The 17362-nt window shown below is 43.2% G+C and carries 12 protein-coding genes; 7 read left to right on the top strand and 5 right to left on the bottom strand.

The annotated features are described in order from the left end of the window. Positions 1-31: 31 nt before the first annotated feature. Both MNR06_RS10495 and pbpC read left to right on the top strand, forming a co-directional pair. Entirely contained in the window at positions 32-5464 is a 5433-nt protein-coding gene (locus tag MNR06_RS10495) for an alpha-2-macroglobulin family protein (RefSeq protein ID WP_243535797.1), read from the top strand. Continuing rightward, entirely contained in the window at positions 5461-7479 is a 2019-nt protein-coding gene (pbpC, locus tag MNR06_RS10490; protein WP_243535795.1) for a penicillin-binding protein 1C, read from the top strand. The genes MNR06_RS10495 and pbpC overlap by 4 nt, the downstream gene beginning before the upstream one ends. Here the strand turns inward: pbpC and MNR06_RS10485 are convergent, their stop codons facing one another. The 5 genes from MNR06_RS10485 to MNR06_RS10465 form a co-directional block, all read right to left on the bottom strand. Then, on the bottom strand, positions 7480-7887 hold the full coding sequence (locus tag MNR06_RS10485) for an OsmC family protein (RefSeq protein WP_243535793.1): 408 nt from the start codon (positions 7885-7887) through the stop codon (positions 7480-7482). It abuts the gene before it with no gap. A 16-nt stretch (positions 7888-7903) separates the two neighbouring features. Then, a complete protein-coding gene (locus MNR06_RS10480) occupies positions 7904-8404 on the bottom strand; it encodes a response regulator (protein WP_243535790.1) in 501 nt (166 codons plus the stop codon). Between the two features lie 14 nt (positions 8405-8418). Then, entirely contained in the window at positions 8419-11811 is a 3393-nt protein-coding gene (locus MNR06_RS10475; protein WP_243535788.1) for a hybrid sensor histidine kinase/response regulator, read from the bottom strand. A gap of 10 nt (positions 11812-11821) precedes the next feature. After that, positions 11822-12127, bottom strand: a complete 306-nt coding sequence (locus MNR06_RS10470; RefSeq protein ID WP_243535786.1) for an Hpt domain-containing protein — start codon at positions 12125-12127, stop codon at positions 11822-11824. Between the two features lie 177 nt (positions 12128-12304). Continuing rightward, positions 12305-12688 (bottom strand): cell wall hydrolase, encoded by a 384-nt coding sequence (locus MNR06_RS10465; RefSeq protein ID WP_243535784.1) that lies wholly within the window; start codon positions 12686-12688, stop codon positions 12305-12307. 133 nt (positions 12689-12821) lie between these two features. Between MNR06_RS10465 and MNR06_RS10460 the strand changes: the two genes are divergently transcribed. The 5 genes from MNR06_RS10460 (at position 12822) to MNR06_RS10440 (ending at position 17338) form a co-directional block, all read left to right on the top strand. Next, positions 12822-13805 (top strand): NAD(P)H-quinone oxidoreductase, encoded by a 984-nt coding sequence (locus MNR06_RS10460; protein WP_243535782.1) that lies wholly within the window; start codon positions 12822-12824, stop codon positions 13803-13805. 77 nt (positions 13806-13882) lie between these two features. Further along, the gene (locus tag MNR06_RS10455) at positions 13883-14383 is read left to right on the top strand and encodes a redoxin domain-containing protein (RefSeq protein WP_243535779.1); all 501 of its coding nucleotides are present in this window, start codon (positions 13883-13885) and stop codon (positions 14381-14383) included. Positions 14384-14400: 17 nt separating this feature from the next. Then, complete coding sequence (locus tag MNR06_RS10450; protein WP_243535777.1) at positions 14401-14943, top strand: DsbA family protein; 543 nt, start codon at positions 14401-14403, stop codon at positions 14941-14943. A gap of 128 nt (positions 14944-15071) precedes the next feature. Next, positions 15072-15764 (top strand): hypothetical protein, encoded by a 693-nt coding sequence (locus MNR06_RS10445; RefSeq protein ID WP_243535774.1) that lies wholly within the window; start codon positions 15072-15074, stop codon positions 15762-15764. Between the two features lie 221 nt (positions 15765-15985). Continuing rightward, positions 15986-17338: a DEAD/DEAH box helicase gene (locus tag MNR06_RS10440; RefSeq protein ID WP_243535773.1), complete on the top strand. Its 1353-nt coding sequence runs from the start codon at positions 15986-15988 to the stop codon at positions 17336-17338. Positions 17339-17362: the final 24 nt, after the last annotated feature.

Genomic DNA, 17362 nt, shown 5'->3' with positions numbered 1-17362 from the left:
GGAAGCTTGAAGGTATTAAAGGAGTTTCTTCATGCTTCACTTTCTTGGCCTTCTTTTTATTGCGCCGTTATTTGCTCAAGAAAAAATTCAAGTCAGAAACTTTAGTCCACAGGGCTACGTCAAGTCAGTAGAGCAGGTACGTATTGAGTTTGCGCAGCCCATGGTTCAATTTGGTGATCTGCAGCTTGCAGCACCGGCGCAAAGTGAATGCTTTAAAAAAGGCCAAGGCCGTTGGTTAGATACAAAAAATTGGGTTTTCGATTTTACCGATGCTTTGCCGGGTGGGCTTCTGTGCAGTGTTAAAGTTGCAGGACAAACTTACCAATTTAACACCGGTGGTCCGAGTGTTAAGGATACCTTTCCTCGCCAATATCGCGCTGTTGAAACTGATCAAAGTTTTATCTTGATGGTCGATGCTGCCGCTAAAGAAGATTCCATCAAAGACAATGTTTACTTTGTTATCGAAGGACTGGGTGACAAAATCCCTGTCGAAGTGATTGATGGTCGGGAAAAAGAAAAGATCGTCGAAGCAGCAAAAGAAGAATTCAAATACGATAGCGAAGCCTTGGTCGGCGAAACGGTCGTTGTGAAAGCCAAAAGGACTTTTCCTGCTGGCGGCCGCGTAAGTCTTGTATGGGGAAAAGGTGTCCAGGCGCAAAGTGGTGCGGCAAGCCCGAAGGATGAAACTTTTGAATTTGAAGTCGCTGAAGCCTTTAAAGCTGAATTTTCTTGCCAACGGGAAGCTGTGGGAAAGCCGTGCATTCCGCTATTAGATATGAGCTTTCAGTTTAATTCTTCAGTTGCTTTGACAGAGGCACAAAAGATTTATCTTCAAGCATCTGATGGCAAGAAATTTCCAGCACAGATCAGTCCTGATGAAGTGAAGGTTTCTTATTTAACATTTAAGGGGCCTTTTGCAGCCAACTCTAGTTACGTTTTGCATATTCCAGGTAAATTGAAAGATGAAGATGGCAGAGCACTTACTAATCAGAATCAGTTTCCTTTAAAGGTTAAAACGGGTGTGAATCCGCCGCTACTGAAGTTTGCTGCGAACTTTGGTGTTGTCGAAGCTGGACCAGAAGCCGCCCTAGCTGTGACCTTAAGAAGAGTCGAAAAAAGTTTAATTAATAAATTCACCGGTGTTACTGGGAAATTTGATGCTTCTAAATTTAAGAACATCGTAAAGATTCTGAATGAAGTGCAAAGATCACCGGATAGCTCCGTTCGTTCAGAGATTCTAAAGACTGCTAAGGCTCAATCCATAGTTATTCAAAAACCGTTGAATCCTTCAGAAACTGAAGTCGTCGGCATCCCTTTAAAGCAAAATGGTTTTTATTTCTTAGAAGTGCAAAGCCCCGTATTGGGAACTGCGCTGCTTGATGAAAAGAAACCGTACTTCGTAAGAACCACGGCTTTAGTTTCCTCGATGGCGGTCCATTTAAAGTATTCTGAAAATGAGGCCTGGGTTTGGGTTACTAAACTTAAGACAGCAGAGGTCGTGCCGAATTCTACAGTGCGTATTTTTGATGTGAATGGCAGTGAAGTTCTTAAAGGTACAACCAATTCCCAGGGTTTAGCATACTTTCGGTTTAAGCAGCCGCTAAAGGATTGGAAGCGCAAGGATGATGCTTATTACTATGACGGCTTCTTTGCGGTCGCGGAAAAAGAAAATGATTTTAGTTTTGCCCATTCATCATGGACCCAAGGGATCGAAACATGGCGCTATCAATTGGGCTATGCTGAAAGTACAGATAAATATATCGCCCATGGAATTTTAGATCGTACTTTATTTAAACCTGAAGAAACTTTGTCGGCAAAATTAGTATTGCGCAGATCCGACAGGGCTCAACTACAAATACCTTCATCAAAAGAATATCCTGGCACTATTAATATTTCCCACGATTCAGGTCTGCAAAGTTTTAAGCAGCCATTAAAATGGAATGAAAAAAATGGCACCGCGGTTTTCAGCTTCCAGTTACCAGCAGGCGCAAAGATGGGCCGTTGGAGTTTATCTTTGCAAAAGGATAAAAACGAATCGATCCCCGTGGGTGGGTTTTCTGTAGAAAGCTTCCGAGTTCCTTTAATTCAAATAAGCCTTCTTTCACAGAAACCCCTTTTTGTCTTAGATAAATCTGTCCCGCTAGAAGTGACTGGAAAATATTTTGCTGGCGGACCTGCATCGGATCTAAAAGCCAAATTGCGCTGGAGTGTAGAGCCTAGTTATTTTGAACCTGAATCTGACGACTATGTTGAATATAGCTTCGCCAATGGTGTTGTAAAAGAAGGTTTATTCAGAACCGGTGAAGACGAAAGTGCCCGCTATATCGTACAAAGTGGAACGCAAGAGTTAAAACTTTCTGACACAGGTTCGGCAAAGGTAAACCTTAAAGATCTAAAGTATGGTTCTAGCCCACAAAGATTACGCAGCGAGATTGAATATAAAGATCCTAATGGCGAAATTCAAAATGTGATTCGCTCTTTTATGATGTGGCCATCAAGTGTGGTTTTGGGCATCAAAGCTAAATCGTGGTGGACTCGACCGGACAATGTTGAGTTCGGTATTGTGGCCATGGATCTGCAGCAAAAACCTTTAGCGAAGCAAAAGGTTGCAGTGGATCTTTTCACCAGTCGTTATTACTCCCACAGAAAAAGATTGGTCGGTGGGTTTTACGCTTTTGAAGACTTTAGAGAGTTTAAAAAAGTAGGCGAGCTTTGTGAAGGTGAAACAGATTCCAAGGGTGTCTTTAACTGCGTCGGTAAATCCAAAGTGGCTGGTTCTGTTATTGCGGTTGTTCGATCTAAGGATAAAGAAGGTCGTGATAGTTATGCGAATGTGAATCATTGGATCATTAAAGAAGGAAGCCCGCAGTGGTTTGGATCTGATGACCATGACCGTGCGGATCTAATTCCGTTTAAAAAATCCTATGAAGCAGGGGAAGTTGCTGAGTTTCAACTGCGAACACCATTTGCTAAAAGTAAAGTACTTGTGACCATTGAGCGGGAAGGTGTGCTGCATACCCAGATTGTGGACGTAAAAGGTGATAAACCGGTTATCAAAGTTCCTATCAAGGCAGAATATGCACCGAATGTGGTGGTTTCCGCCTTTGCCATTCGTGAAAGAATTGATGAACCCCTGCCAACGGCTTTGGTTGATTTAGGCAAACCCGCTTTAAAATTAGGGATGGCGGCAATCAAGGTGGGGACAAAAGATAACACCTTAAGCGTTCAAGTTCAGACGGATAAGAAAGCTTACAAGGTCAGGGAAAAAGTTTCTGTTACAATCTCAGTAAAAGACTCTTTGAACAAACCTGCAACAGGTGAAGTTGCCGTTGTCGCGGTTGATGAAGGACTCTTGGAACTTCGTGATAACCAAAGTTGGGATTTATTAACAGCGATGATGAAACCTCGTCCTCATCAAGTGACTACGGCTTCTGGCCAAACTCTGGTGATCGGTAAACGCCACTTCGGATTAAAGGCACTACCCATCGGCGGTGACGGCGGTGGAGCATTAAGAAGAGAACTTTTTGATACTCTTCTTTATTGGAATCCCCAAGTGAAGCTAGATAAAAATGGACAAGTCCAAGTCGTAGTTCCGCTAAATGATTCAACGACAAGTTTTAGATTCGTAGCTGTGGCTTTAGATGGCGCTGATAAATTCGGACATGGTTTTACTTCAATTCAATCTTCCCAAGACATCATGATTGTCCCTGGGTTAGGAGGAATAGCAAGATTAGGAGATGTTTTTAAAGCCGGATTTGCCGTGCGCAATAATACCGCGCAAATTCATAGCATAAATCTAAAGTTAAAAGTAAATGGTGCTGAGACTTCATATCCTGCTCAGAAAGTCGACCTTAAATCCGGTGAATCCAAAGAAATCTTCTGGGAAATCAAGGTGAATACAAATCGTCTTGAGTATGTTGTTAGCGCAGTAGGTACTAATGGCAAAACTCTGGATGAGGTAAAAAAAGTTCAGAAGGTTTTACCGGTCTATATACCGCGTGTGTTACAGACCCAGATGGGATTATGGCCGGAATTTACGTCGCTTAATATTGAAGAGCCTGCGAAGGCTGTGACGGGGCAGTCATCAGTGTTGGTAGAGCTACAAAACTCAATCGGACTTAGCAAGGAATCCCAGAAGGATTTCTGGAAAAACTATCCTTACACTTGCTTAGAACAACAAGTTTCAAAATCTGTGTCCCTAGCAGATAAAAAGCTGTGGCAGAAAATCGAGGATAAGCTTAGCACCTATATAGACGCTAACGGACTTCTTCGCTATTTCCCTAACGATCAAACCATGGGGAGTGTCGCTTTAACTTCATATATTTTAGCAATTAGTCACGAAGCAGGATTTAAACTAAGTCAGGAAAACGAAACCCGTCTGCTTGACGGTATTTCCGCTTACGCCCAAGGCCGAACCCGCGAAGAGGTAAAAGCAGTTTCGTTAGACGAACCACTAAAAAAGGTTTCTGCGTTTGAGGTCTTATCAAGATATGGGAAGTTAAAACCTGACTTGCTGACTTCTATCAATGAACAACTGGGACAGTGGCCTCTATACACATTGATAGAATGGTATCAAATCCACTTAAGAGAAAAATCAATACAGAACAGAGGGAAAAAACTTAACGATATCACTCAACAAATTCGTAGCCGACTTATTGTTACCTCGAAAAAAGTTCAGATTAAAAATGATAAGCGTGAAGCGATGGCCTGGTTGATGCGTGATTCGCAATCAGCCCTGTTAAGACTGATACTTGCTGCTGACTTAGAACAATGGAAAACCGACTTGCCTCGCCTTTACACGGCAGCGTTGTCTGAACAGAAACAAGGGGCGTGGTTATTAACAACTTCAAATGCCTGGGGAGTTCTAGCCAATAAACGGTTCCAAACAGCATTCGCAAAAGAAAAAGTGGAAGGTGCCGTTATCGTACAACTAGGAAGTGAAACAAAAACTCACGCTTGGACTGAACCGATGGGGACGTTTGAACTTCCGTTAAAAGAAAAGAAATCAAATCTTGTTCTGGCTCAGAAGGGACCAGGGGCACCATGGATTACCGTCTCGATGAAGGCCGCTGTTCCTATATCTGAAAAAGTATTCGCAGGACTGCAATTAGAAAAAACCATAACCGCAATAGAACAAAAAAGGCCAGGCTCATGGAGCATCGGTGATGTTGCCCAAGTGAAAATCAAGGTGAAGTCCGCAACCACCCATCCTTGGTTAGTGCTTGAAGATCCGATTCCAGCAGGTGCTAGTGTCCTGACTTCTTCGCTAGCTTCGGCGGTGGAAAGAATGGAAACAGGTGTGCGGTTTTATGAAGAATGGTTTAGCGGTGAGCAAGTTTACGAATACACTTTGCGCTTTAACCAATCAGGCATGTACCAACTGCCAGCCACCCATGCTGAGGTTATGTATAGCCCAGATATTTTTGCGGATCTGCCAGAAACAACATGGACGGTGAGTGAGTGAAATTAAGAACAAAGTGGGTGCTTAGCTTTATAATTCCGTCGCTGATTTTTTCAGCGGGGGTTTTTGTTGCCCAGGCACCCGCAGTTCCTGAATATGACCTCATCAAAACTCGCCATAAAGGTTCAGAGTTATGGTTAAAGGATCGCAACGGTCATTTATTGCATCAGATGCGAGTTGATAACCAGGAGCGTTCATTCACGTGGATGTCTTTAAAGCAAGCATCCCCTGCGTTGATAAATTCAGTTTTTGAGTCAGAAGACAAAAATTTTATCCACCATAGCGGCGTTGATTACAAAGCTCTAGTGGCCAGTCTTTATCAAAGAGTGTTTAAACGCTCGTCCCGCGGTGGTAGTACGATTTCAATGCAGCTTCTAAAGCTGCTATCTAAAAACCGAAACTATTATTCAGGGATTACAGGCAAGATTCGTCAGGTTCGAGATGCTTATAACCTTGAACAGTCTTGGTCTAAAGACGAAATCCTGGAAGCCTATTTAAATCTAATTCCATTAAGAGGAGAAAATCGTGGGATCGCTGCGACTTCATGGGCTTTATATCAAAAATCTCCAGGCTCATTAACTTTGACGGAGGCTACTGCCCTTGCCGTGCTTATCAGATCGCCAAACGCTGATCAAACAGTATGGGTGCGCAGGGCATGTCAGCAACGCCCGACAAACTGTGAGCAATTTAAAAATGTTATTCCAGAATTGGTTCGAAAAAGTTCTGCAGGAAGCAAGTACCAATCTGCTCTGCACTTAGCACAAAGACTTAATAAGACCTTCCAAGCCGGAGAAGTCAAAACAACCATCCACGGTGATCTGCAAACCTACATTCAAGAATTAATTCAATCCCATGTCTCATCGCTTAAAAAACAAAACGTGAATGAAGCCGCAGCTATTGTTATTGAAAATGAAACCGGTGAAGTGTGGGCCTATGTCGGTGGCAGTGGTCTTTCCCCTGAACACAAATACGTCGATGGCATTCAAGCATTACGGCAAGCAGGTTCGACGCTAAAGCCTTTCCTGTACGCCACTGCTTTCGAAAAAGGTTTAATTACGCCGGACTCTTGGATTGAAGATTCAGCTGTCGATATCGTTTTTGAACGCGGAGTTTATAAACCGCAAAATCACGATCGCAAATATTATGGCTGGGTGAAGGCAAAAGTCGCTTTAGCCTCATCTCTGAATGTCCCGGCAGTGAAAGTCTTTAAACTTTTAAATGACGAAAGCTTTTGGGAAAATCTAAAGGCTTTAAACTTTCGGTCATTGCAGAATCCCGATTATTACGGCCCCGCTTTAGCGTTAGGCGTAGCGGATATCACTTTAGAAGATTTAGCCCAAGCCTATAGAGCCCTTGCCCGTAACGGTCTTTACAGCGATCTTAAATTTACAAGCTCTGCAGAAAAGAACGTTTCTTCTAGGGTCTTCACCGAAAGTACAACCAGTCAGGTAACAGAGATCCTAAGCCATTCAGAAAATCGCGTTCTAGGTTTTGGATTAGATTCAAGTCTGTCAGCTAACGGGGCCGCAGTAAAAACCGGAACTAGTAAAGACATGCGTGATAATTGGTGTGTTGGTTACAACCCACGCTTCACCGTGGCTGTATGGGTAGGTAACTTTACAGGTGAGCCTATGTGGAACGTCATGGGTGTTACCGGCGCGGCACCCATTTGGCAAAAGATCATGCAGCATCTGGATGAAAGGTTTCCTTCCACTGAAAAGAATCTTTCGTTTCAGCAGAAACCTTCAGAGACAAATCCACAGACTTATCCTCGCGCCAAAATCCTATATCCCCAAGATGGAATGATCTTAGCTTTAGATCCTGGAATACCAAATGAAAACCAAAAAGTCCCTTTAGTGATTGAATCCGTAGGAAAAGAAAAACTGTTCTGGAAAATCAACGGGAAGAAAATTTCAGCAAACTCAAGGCAGTTGTGGGAGCCCCAAAAGGGGCGACACGTATTTGAACTTATCAAAGACAATCAAACTTTAGAAAGCGTGACTGTCCTGGTGAAGTGATTAGATGTCGTAGTGGAACAAAACCGGCATTTGCAGGTCTGGATGCAGACTTAATTTCACCGGGCAGTTTAAAGCAATGTCCTCTAATTTTTTGCGATAATCCTGAGGAATGGATTGGGGCATGTGCAGAACCACGTTAAGCTTTGCAACTTTGCGTGGAGCCGTGCTCATTTCTTTTTCTACAGTCACCCAAGCGTTCTTAAGATTCACGCCATCTTTTTCCGCAGCAATCGCCATCACGGTAAGCATACAACTGCCAGTAGCAGCCCCTAAAAGATCTGTCGGAGAAAACGCTTCACCCTTACCATTATTATCTTTAGGTGCATCTGTTGAGATTTGCGCATTAGAAGGGCCATGGGTGAGTTCGCAGTGCTTTTCACCCTGATATACTGCAGTCATTTTAACCATTAATTAGCTCCGGAGACTAAGAGGACATTTCCTCGATGATTTTACGTAATCTCATCTCGGAAGATTTAGACATATCCGCATAGATTTTACGTAAGTGAGTGGATCGAACAGGATCGTTTTTGGAAGCTTTCATTTCGCGACCAAATTTCAAAGCCGCACAAACGCTTTCAATAACTAACTTTCTTTTTGAGTCTTTAGTGATGAAGTCAAAGGCGCCAAGAGAAAGAGCTTCTAATGCTCTAGAGTGGTCACCATGGGCCGTTAACACCACAAACGGAGTCATCTGCCCCAAAGAGCGAACGTAAGCTAAAAACTTAAGTCCATTCATTTGTGGCATTTCAATGTCAGATAAGATGGTATCAAATTCTTGATTCTTTACGATCTCAAGTGCGGCGGCTCCGTTTTCGGCTTCAACGATTTCGTCTACGAACTCTTTTAGGAAATGTTTTAACAGCTCGCGGATATCAGAATCGTCTTCTACGATAAGTAGTCGGCTTTTCTCTTCTGGGGCTGCCATAAAACTCCTTAGGGTTAGGCAAAATTATTGATCACTTTTAACAGTGTATCCTTTTTAAAAGGCTTCGCAATATGATCGTCACAGCCTGCTCTTAAAGATTTTTGTCGATCTTCAGAAAGTGCATGGGCAGTAAGGGCAACAATTGGAATCGGCGGTTTGTTATTTGCTTTTTCCCAATTGCGGATCGCTTCCGTTGCCGCATAACCGTCCATTTCAGGCATTTGTACGTCCATAAAGACAATATCAAACTGCTCTGACTTTACCTTATCAACCGCCATAAGTCCATTTTCTGCTTCAACTATTTCAAACGGCTCGTTCTTTAAATAATGAATGAAAAGAGTGCGGTTGTCCTCGGTATCGTCTGCCACAAGGATGCGAATTTTTTTGCCTGGGGTACGGATTTTTTTAGGCGGTGGAGTTTCCGTTTCTGGCTTTTCCTGATGCAGAGGCTTATTAGTCACAGGGTGATAAACTTGTTCGCGGTATGGAATAGTCAGGAAGAACGTCGTTCCGGCGCTCTCTTGGCTTTTAAACCAGATCTGGCCACCCATAAGTTCCACGAGGCTCTTAGAAATCGCCAACCCCAAGCCTGTTCCGCCAAAGCGACGTGTAATGGAACTGTCGGCCTGACTGAATTTCTGGAAGATCAACTGCTGTTTATTTGCCGGGATACCCACGCCCGAATCGCTCACGCTGATAAGCAGACTGTCTTTGCGTGATGGGCTTTTTTCCACGGCCACGCGAATATAGCCGCTTTCCGTGAATTTTAACGAGTTTCCGACGATATTAATTAAAACCTGACGCAGTTTTGTAGGGTCACCCATTAGGAAAGGAGTTAAATTCGGCGCGATAGAGAAAGAATAATTGAGTCCTTTTTCTAGCGCTCTAGGTTTCATCATTTCTTCCACATCGAACATAAGTTTCTTAAGATCGAATGGAATGTTTTCAATAGATACTTCGCCGGCCTCAATTTTTGATAGGTCCAAAATGTCATTGATAAGCGCCATCAGTACTTCACCAGCTTTACAGAAAATGGTGACGTAATACTGTTGGTCGGCGTCTAGCTTTGTTTCTTTTAAAAGTTCCGCCATACCCATGATGGCATTCATCGGCGTTCTGATTTCGTGACTCATGCGAGCCAGGAATTCAGACTTCGCTTGCGATGATTTCAATGCATCATTCTTCGCTGCTACCAGGGCTTGTTCCACGCGGCGAATGTCGTTGATATTTTGAATGGTACCGTAAGTTGAAATCGGATTTCCGTATTCATCATATTCAGTACGCGCCAGCATTCGCACCCAGATCACTTCACCGTTGGCTTTACGGCGAATTCGGAAGTCTAAACTCATGTGCGTGCGATTTTTCTGGGCCTCCTTAAATGCAATATCTAGTAAAGGAAGATCATCAGAATAAACTAAGCTGCGGAATAAATCGTAGGTGGCCTGCTTGTTTTGATTTACACCTAAAATGTTATAAGTCTCTTCGGTCCAGAAGGATTTATCCGCCATAATATTCCAGCGGAAAGAACCCGTCTTAGAAAGTTCCTGGGATTGTTTAAGCAATTGTTCATTAAGCTCAATAGTATGTTCTAACTGCTTTTTCCAAGTCACATCGCGGCCGGCAATAACAATGTATTTAGAATTCTTATCGCCGATCATCGACCAGTGAATCTCAAAGGGAAGTCTTTCCCCAGAAAGTTTTTTGAATTCACCTTCGAAGGGTTGCGAACTTACTTCTTCGCCTTTTAAGGCTGAAATGAAAGAAACAAAATCAGCATCGATCCATAATTTCAAATCTGAATTTTTCAAAAGGTTCTGGGGCATTTCTAAAACTTTTGCCGCCGAAGAATTCACTTCAGAGATCTGCAATAACGGCTCACCTGAAGATTCAACATCCGATTGTGCCGCAGTCACAATCAATACTGGCACGTCGACATTTTGAAACACGGTGCGCAGGAATTCCATTGTTTGGTGGGTGTTTTTAAAATCTTCAAGGGACGTGTTGTAGTTGGAAATGATATTCTTGAATCTGCCTTTTTTAGGAACTTCAAGGCGAGCACTAAAGTCTTTGTTTTTAAATTTTTCTAAAGCTTCATTAAGGCTTAGCATCGGCGCAAACATTCTGCGCGACATTTGCACCGCGACCACTACTGAAATACCCAGCAAGGCGATTCCCAGAGCCATGACCGGATAGATTTTTTCGCGCACGGGATTTAAATATTCACTTTGGTTGATCTTGGCAATAACCACCCAAGAGGTGCCGCCGGGAAGATCAATTTTCTTGGCTGAAAGCTCTACGCGGTTATTCAAATAATCGTTGTCGATTTCTTCAGCGCTGCCTTTGCTTAGGTAGCGGTCGATTTTCTGACGGGGATGACTCATAAGCAGCGCTGTTGTTTTCGCTTTACGAATTGCAGCCGCAGACGCTGTTTGGTCAGAAAGCTTCGGATATTTTTTAAAGAAACTTTGGGAGTTTTCTATGAACAGGCGCGAAGTGTTTCGCATCAAACCTTCTGGGCCGTAGACAACAACCTCTCCGCTTTTTTGCAGGCCTAAAGTTTTCCAAACTTCTTCGTTGCTAAGAACTCCATCAATGCGGCTGACAGAGATTTGAAAAAGAAGTGTTCCCAAAAATCGATTGGAAGAAAATATGGGTGCCGCAAGAAATGCTTCAGGCTTTGGCCAGAAATAAACCAGCGGAGCAAAATCAAAAAACTTAGTTTCACCTGGTTGTGCAGCCAGCGACCAACGGTAGGCCTGCGCCATTCTGGTATTTGCAAACAAGCCAGCCCCAAGATGAGCACCCAGATTCAAAGACTTCTTTACGGTGAACGCGACATTGCCTTCACGGTCTAAAAGAATCAGATCAGAAATTTTAGTTTTTTCAGTCAGGCCGTTTAGAAAACCTTGGATGTCAGCCACATTTCTAAAATAAGAAAGCGCCGGAGCGCCTTTAGGGAGTGAAACTTTATTGATCGGAATACTTTCCACCGTTGCCGCACGGATGTATTGGGACTGCAGGAAAAGCGAAAGGTTCGACATTTGCGCCGTCGCTTTATTAAGCTCGGCATAATTCAAGGCTTGATAGTTATTTAAAACATTCGCGCGCCAGTCACTTTCACGGCTGTGTTTGCTTAACCAGTTCTTAATTTCCAACTGAGCAGAAGGATATCTTTCTAAAAAATTCTTGATGACTGGGGATTCAGTGAAGGTGATTAAAGTCGAATTTAGGTAATCAACGTCTTTAAGAATCTCTTGAGCTTTAATATTTCTGGCGCGGCGCAGACGTTCAATGGAGTTTTCTTCGAGGGTCGAAGCACCGATCTGGAATCCAATTGCTGAAGCTAGGAGGAGCGTGCCTAGCACCAATGTGGCAGTAAATAGAAAAAGGCGGCTCCGTTGTGACATGAACAGTTATTTACATAGTAACGTAGTGAATATCGACACTTAAAAAGTGAATGCGCATCTTTTTCACTAGGTCTTTTAGAGGAGAGCTGTCGCCAGCTTTCGCAGACTGTTCCATTTGCGCAGCAAGGTCGCTAAGCTCGTTAAAACCGTAGCCAGCCGCTGCGCCTTTAATCTTGTGTGCTAGTTGAGAAATAGCGGTCAGGTCGTTCTTCTCAACGAGTTCTTCAAGGGTCGCGATATCTTTTTTGCGATTCTCGACGAACTGGGGAATTAGATCCTGCAAGTCAGCATCGATTTCAACTTTCACTCTAGACATTTCCATGCACTCCTTATGCTTGAAATCTACTGGAGTTTACAATTCATTTTAGTTTATTGAAGTATTTATTGCATACTTTTAATCGGACTGGGAAGTCCTCGTCATTTTTTGGTTTTTTTCACTTATTTTTAACAAACCTGAAGCTTAAATGTTCTTAAAAACCGTGGAAAAGATCAGCTATTTAAGTTCGACACACACTAGGGCAAATTTATCGGACCCTTTGCTATAGGTGGCAGAAAACTCCGCCAGGCCTTGCGAATGGGAAAGCTGGGCATCAACCCGCACTGTGGGGGAATACCACATCTGAATAAAAGTATCTCGTTCCCATAAGGGAATTTGGTAAATCTTGGTTGCGGTGCTTTCGACGACAATAAAGTTTTGGATTAGATCAACTTTGCCTAACTCCATATTGTCGGTGGGACTAAAAAACTTTTTCATGCGCACCGATGAAAAACCATGGCTGTCATTGGCAAAACGGCAGGTGTAGACAGAGCTTTCATCACTCCATGCATTTACGGCAAAAAATAAAATTGAAATACTTAAACGTCTCCACAGTGCCATCTATTCCTTATCGCTGATTAGCACAGAGACTTAAGGTTTTCTTGCTGGTCATTGGACTAGAACTATGTAGAAGTATTCGTTGAATGACCCAAGGGTTCCATGAACCATAAAGTCTCGTCGTGAAGGAGTCAGTATGTTAGCAGTTGAAGTCAGTTCGCCCGGAGGACCCGAGGTTTTAAAAATCGTCGAACGTCCTCGTCCCGAACCCGGTCCTAAAGAAGTTGTGATTGAAGTTCATGCTGCTGGCGTTAACCGTCCTGACTGCGCGCAAAGGCAAGGTACTTATCCTCCGCCACCGGGCGCTTCAGACATTCTTGGCTTAGAAGTTTCAGGAAGGATTGTGGCGATAGGAAAAGAAGTGAAGCGCTGGAAGGTCGGCGATTTCATTTGTGCATTAGTAAATGGCGGAGGTTATGCCGAATACGTCGCCGTTCCTGAGGGACAATGTTTGCCGATTCCTGATGATATGGATCTTGTGCAAGCAGCTGCCTTGCCGGAAACTTTTTTCACTGTGTGGACCAATGTTTTTGAAAGTGCCGGATTAAAAAACGGAGAAAGCATTTTGATTCATGGTGGTTCTGGAGGAATTGGCACTACGGCGATTCAACTTGCCCATGCTTTTGGTGCAAAAGTTTTTACGACGGTAGGAAAAGAAGAGTCTGTGGCGCAATGTAAAGAGTTGGGCGCCAATGTCGTCATCGAATACAAAAAAGAAGATTTCGTCACCGTTATTAAAGACCAAACTGCCGGTAAAGGGGTCGACGTTATCCTTGATATGGTGGGTGGGGAATACTTTCGCCGCAACCTAACTTGTTTAAGTCTTAAGGGTCGCCTGGTGCAAATTGCAACGATTCAAGGCGCTGCGGTGGAACTTGATTTAAGAGTGATGATGGCAAAGCGTTTGACCTTGATGGGTTCAACTTTGCGCCCACGATCTTCCGAAGAAAAAACAAAAATCGCGGATTCACTTCTGCAAAGAGTGTGGCCCCTGTTAAATGATGGAAGATTACAACCAGTGATATACAAAACCTTTCCCCTTAGTCAGGTAAAAGAGGCCCATGAACTGATGGAATCCAGTGCACACACTGGAAAGATTGTATTATTAGTGAAGAAATAATTTCTTATTCTTCGCTCTGTAATGAACATTTAAACTTCCAACATCGGTTCACAAAAATCTAAAACTGGAATGTGCACATGCATACCGCCGAAAGATACGGTCACGGATATACCACTATTCTTTCTCCAGGAAATCAGGCACCGGATTTCTGTTTAGCCTCTGCTCCGGATCAGAAGCTCTGCTTGAAAGATCTTTTAGGCAAACCTTTGGTGTTGGTTTTTTATCCCGCAGATTGGAGTCCTCAGTGCGAGGACTTGGATGTATGTGAAAACATTCTTCAGCAACTTCAAGAGTGCGACTCTGCACTGGTGGCTATTTCACTCGATGCACCTTGGTCCCACTTAGCATTTAGTAATGAAAGGAAACTACACTTTCCGCTACTGGCTGATTTTCAGCCTAAAGGAGAGGTTGCGAGAAAATACGGGATTTACGACGAGAATAATGGCGTTTGTGACCGGGCAATCTTTGTGATTGATCAAGAAGGTGTGATTTCGTGGAGCTATTTGGCACCTGAAGGCATTAAAATCAAAGCTGATGCAATTTTGAATGCGGTGGATGCCCTGAACCGTCGAGATTAAATTCGAAGGAGAAACTCATGAGATTGAATTCTTCAGTGAGCGAAAAAGATCATTATCGCGGCCCCCTTCATGCTCCTATTATCTTGGTCGAATATGGTGATTTCCAATGTCCCTATAGTGCTAAAGCCTTTTATGAAATTGAAAATGTTTTAAAGGAACTTAAGGGCAGCATTTGTTATTCGTTTCGGTATTTTCCGGTTCAAGGTTTACATCGTCACGCAATCATCGGGGCTATGGCTGCTGAAGCGGCTAGCCGCCAAGGAATGTTTTGGCCAATGCACCATATGTTGTTTCAAAACTTCGATACCATTGATGAACAAAGTATAAATAAATTCGCGCAAATGATTGGCCTTGATATGGAACTGTTTCAAGGGGACATGGCCAACCCTGATTTAATGAAACGAATTGAACGTGATTACAGGGACGGCGTAAAAAGCGGAGTCATCAATACGCCCACGCTATTTTTAAATGGTGACTGGTTTGACCATCCCACCAACCATCATGAGCTCGTATTAGCTGCAGAAGAGCTGATGCAGACATCCAGAAGAAAGCATTTTTAGCACATCCGTGCTGTCGATCTTTTTGACATCCATGAAAACCTTTTCGAGCCGTGTGATTTGTTCAACGGCGTCCGAACAAAATCTGTTATACCTGGTTTCATTCAGATTTAACTTAACAAGGAACGGGTATGAAAGCGAATAAGTCGGCTCTTGCTTTAGCGGTTTGTGTGGCGGTTCTTTCTTTAGGTACAGTGGCTAACGCCAAAGCGGTAAAAACCCGCACTGAAAAAGTAAATTGTTCGTTTAAAACTACCAGCGATATCGTTCTTGAAGACGGCACTTCTTATACAGAAATCAATGACAGTAAAACCACGGTTCGCAGAACAGTTGTAGAGCTTGGTGAAGGTAAAGAAAAGGTTTCGACTTCGGGTGAAACGACTGTTGTGATTTATAAAGCCCAAGGAGAAAACAAGGAACTGAGTGGTAAGTACGCTTATAGCTACACAAGTTTAACGGATAAAAAAGTTTCCAAGTTGGGTGAAGGCTATAAGAAAACTTCTGTGAAAGTAAAAACCATTCAAACCGGTAAAGACGGCTATCAATTTGAAAGTGCCGACGGAAAAAGTGACACTCGCACCAGTGAATTTTCAAACGTAAAAATTGAAGAAGTTAAAGGTAAAGAGTCCCGCGAAGTATCAGTAAAACATAATAACTCTTACCTGCCGATCCGTGATTACGTGACTGTTGAAGAAAAACGTAAAGACGGCGTGACAGTGACGACGACGACTTTGAAAACTCCGTACACGGATGATTACGGCGTTAAGTACACTGTTAAAGAAGACGTACAAGTGTGCGAGACGGTCGTAGAACTTCGCAACTAGAATTACCCTTGTTCTAGCGAAAAGCCCTGCCTATGGCGGGGCTTTTTTATTTCTGCATGACAACCAAAAGATTCCTCACTAGATTATGTAAATATGAACCGATTTATAGCAGAATCCTGGCGCTGGTTGTTTTTGATTTCCACGTTTGCTTTAGCGATATTTCTTATCATTCGTTCGTAAAAGGCTTACCTCGATAGGGTGGATGTGTTAGATCCTTCCCTATGAAATTTCAAACCTCTACTTTACGTCAGAATAGCTTTCAGGAAATGTCATTAGCTCCGGTGCTGTTAACAGCTCTTGGAAAAATGGCTATAAAAAAACCAACGCCGGTTCAGGCAGAGGTTATTCCCGTCAGCTTACAAGGATCTGACCTAGTGGCTGTTGCGCAAACGGGAAGTGGCAAGACGTTGGCTTTTGCGCTTTCGTTGCTTACCACACTTCATAAAAAGCCTGAGGCACGCGCTTTGGTGCTAGCACCTAGTCGCGAGATGGCTCAGCAGATCTATAAGGTTTTCCTAGAGCTTTGTGTTGAGATGCCGGTTTCAGTTTGTCTTGCTATTGGCGGTAGTACGGGTTCAAAACAAGCAAATCAGCTTAAGAAAAATCCTCGTCTTATTGTAGCAACTCCCGGTCGTCTGAATGATCACCTGACAGGAAATAAACTTTTACTTCAAGGTGTTGAGATCGTTGTGATCGATGAAGCAGACCGTATGTTGGATATGGGTTTTGCCCCACAACTTAAATTCATTCAAAATACTTTGCGTGGGAATACTCAGACATTGATGTTTTCAGCAAGTTTCGGCCAGGCTGTCGAATCTATTGCCCAGTTATTTATGAAATCCAATGCTTTTATGATTCGTTCAGGAAAAGCAGAAGAGCCAGTTACGAGTCTTAAGCAAAAAGTAGTGTTCCTAGATCGGACGATGAAAAACGATCACATCCTAGATGAGCTTAATGCTACTAAAGGTGGAGTTATCGTTTTCACTGGAAGCCAGGAAAGTTGTGAAGGTCTTGGGGCTCATTTAAAAGAATACGGTTATGAAACTGATTTGATTCATGGCGGACTTTCGCAAGGACAACGCAACCGCGTGGTGCGTGAGTTTCGCGAAGGCGATATTCGCGTCTTAGTTGCGACGGATCTTTTAGCTCGGGGACTTGATGTGCCTCACGTTGATCACGTTATTAACTTTGATTTACCTTTTCAGTCAGAAGACTTCCTTCACAGAATCGGAAGAACAGCGCGCGCGGGCCGTTCAGGCCAGGCAATTACATTTGTAACTCCTTCTGATCATCGCATGTATCAAAAGATTAAAGCTTATTTGCAAGGCGCTGATGAAGTTAAGCTTGATGCTAAGTTCACCTTTATTGATCGTTCAAAGAAGTTTGCTCGTGGTGGTAAACCTGAAGATAAAAAAGACTTTCGAAAAGGTTCTGCTCCTAAAGCGGGTAAGCCAGAATACAAACCCAAATCTGGTAAATCTCCGTTAGCAGGAAAGACATTCGCTAAAAATAGTCCCCACAAAAAATCGAGTGGGCACGGTAAATCCGGATCTGGGTTTTTAAAGAAAAGATAAAGAAAAGGCTCTAGCGAAACTAGA

The organism is Bdellovibrio reynosensis, assembly GCF_022814725.1.
Classification (GTDB): Bacteria; Bdellovibrionota; Bdellovibrionia; order Bdellovibrionales; family Bdellovibrionaceae; genus Bdellovibrio; species Bdellovibrio reynosensis.
This window is presented reverse-complemented; position numbering and strand designations above follow the sequence as displayed.

Coding starts and splice junctions, on each gene's coding strand:
- MNR06_RS10495 (WP_243535797.1), top strand. CDS start 32: ATGCTTCACTTTCTTGGCCTTCTTTTTATTGCGCCGTTATTTGCTCAA.
- MNR06_RS10485 (WP_243535793.1), bottom strand. CDS start 7,887: ATGGTTAAAATGACTGCAGTATATCAGGGTGAAAAGCACTGCGAACTC.
- MNR06_RS10480 (WP_243535790.1), bottom strand. CDS start 8,404: ATGGCAGCCCCAGAAGAGAAAAGCCGACTACTTATCGTAGAAGACGAT.
- MNR06_RS10475 (WP_243535788.1), bottom strand. CDS start 11,811: ATGTCACAACGGAGCCGCCTTTTTCTATTTACTGCCACATTGGTGCTA.
- MNR06_RS10470 (WP_243535786.1), bottom strand. CDS start 12,127: ATGTCTAGAGTGAAAGTTGAAATCGATGCTGACTTGCAGGATCTAATT.
- MNR06_RS10465 (WP_243535784.1), bottom strand. CDS start 12,688: ATGGCACTGTGGAGACGTTTAAGTATTTCAATTTTATTTTTTGCCGTA.
- MNR06_RS10460 (WP_243535782.1), top strand. CDS start 12,822: ATGTTAGCAGTTGAAGTCAGTTCGCCCGGAGGACCCGAGGTTTTAAAA.
- MNR06_RS10455 (WP_243535779.1), top strand. CDS start 13,883: ATGCATACCGCCGAAAGATACGGTCACGGATATACCACTATTCTTTCT.
- MNR06_RS10450 (WP_243535777.1), top strand. CDS start 14,401: ATGAGATTGAATTCTTCAGTGAGCGAAAAAGATCATTATCGCGGCCCC.
- MNR06_RS10445 (WP_243535774.1), top strand. CDS start 15,072: ATGAAAGCGAATAAGTCGGCTCTTGCTTTAGCGGTTTGTGTGGCGGTT.
- MNR06_RS10440 (WP_243535773.1), top strand. CDS start 15,986: ATGAAATTTCAAACCTCTACTTTACGTCAGAATAGCTTTCAGGAAATG.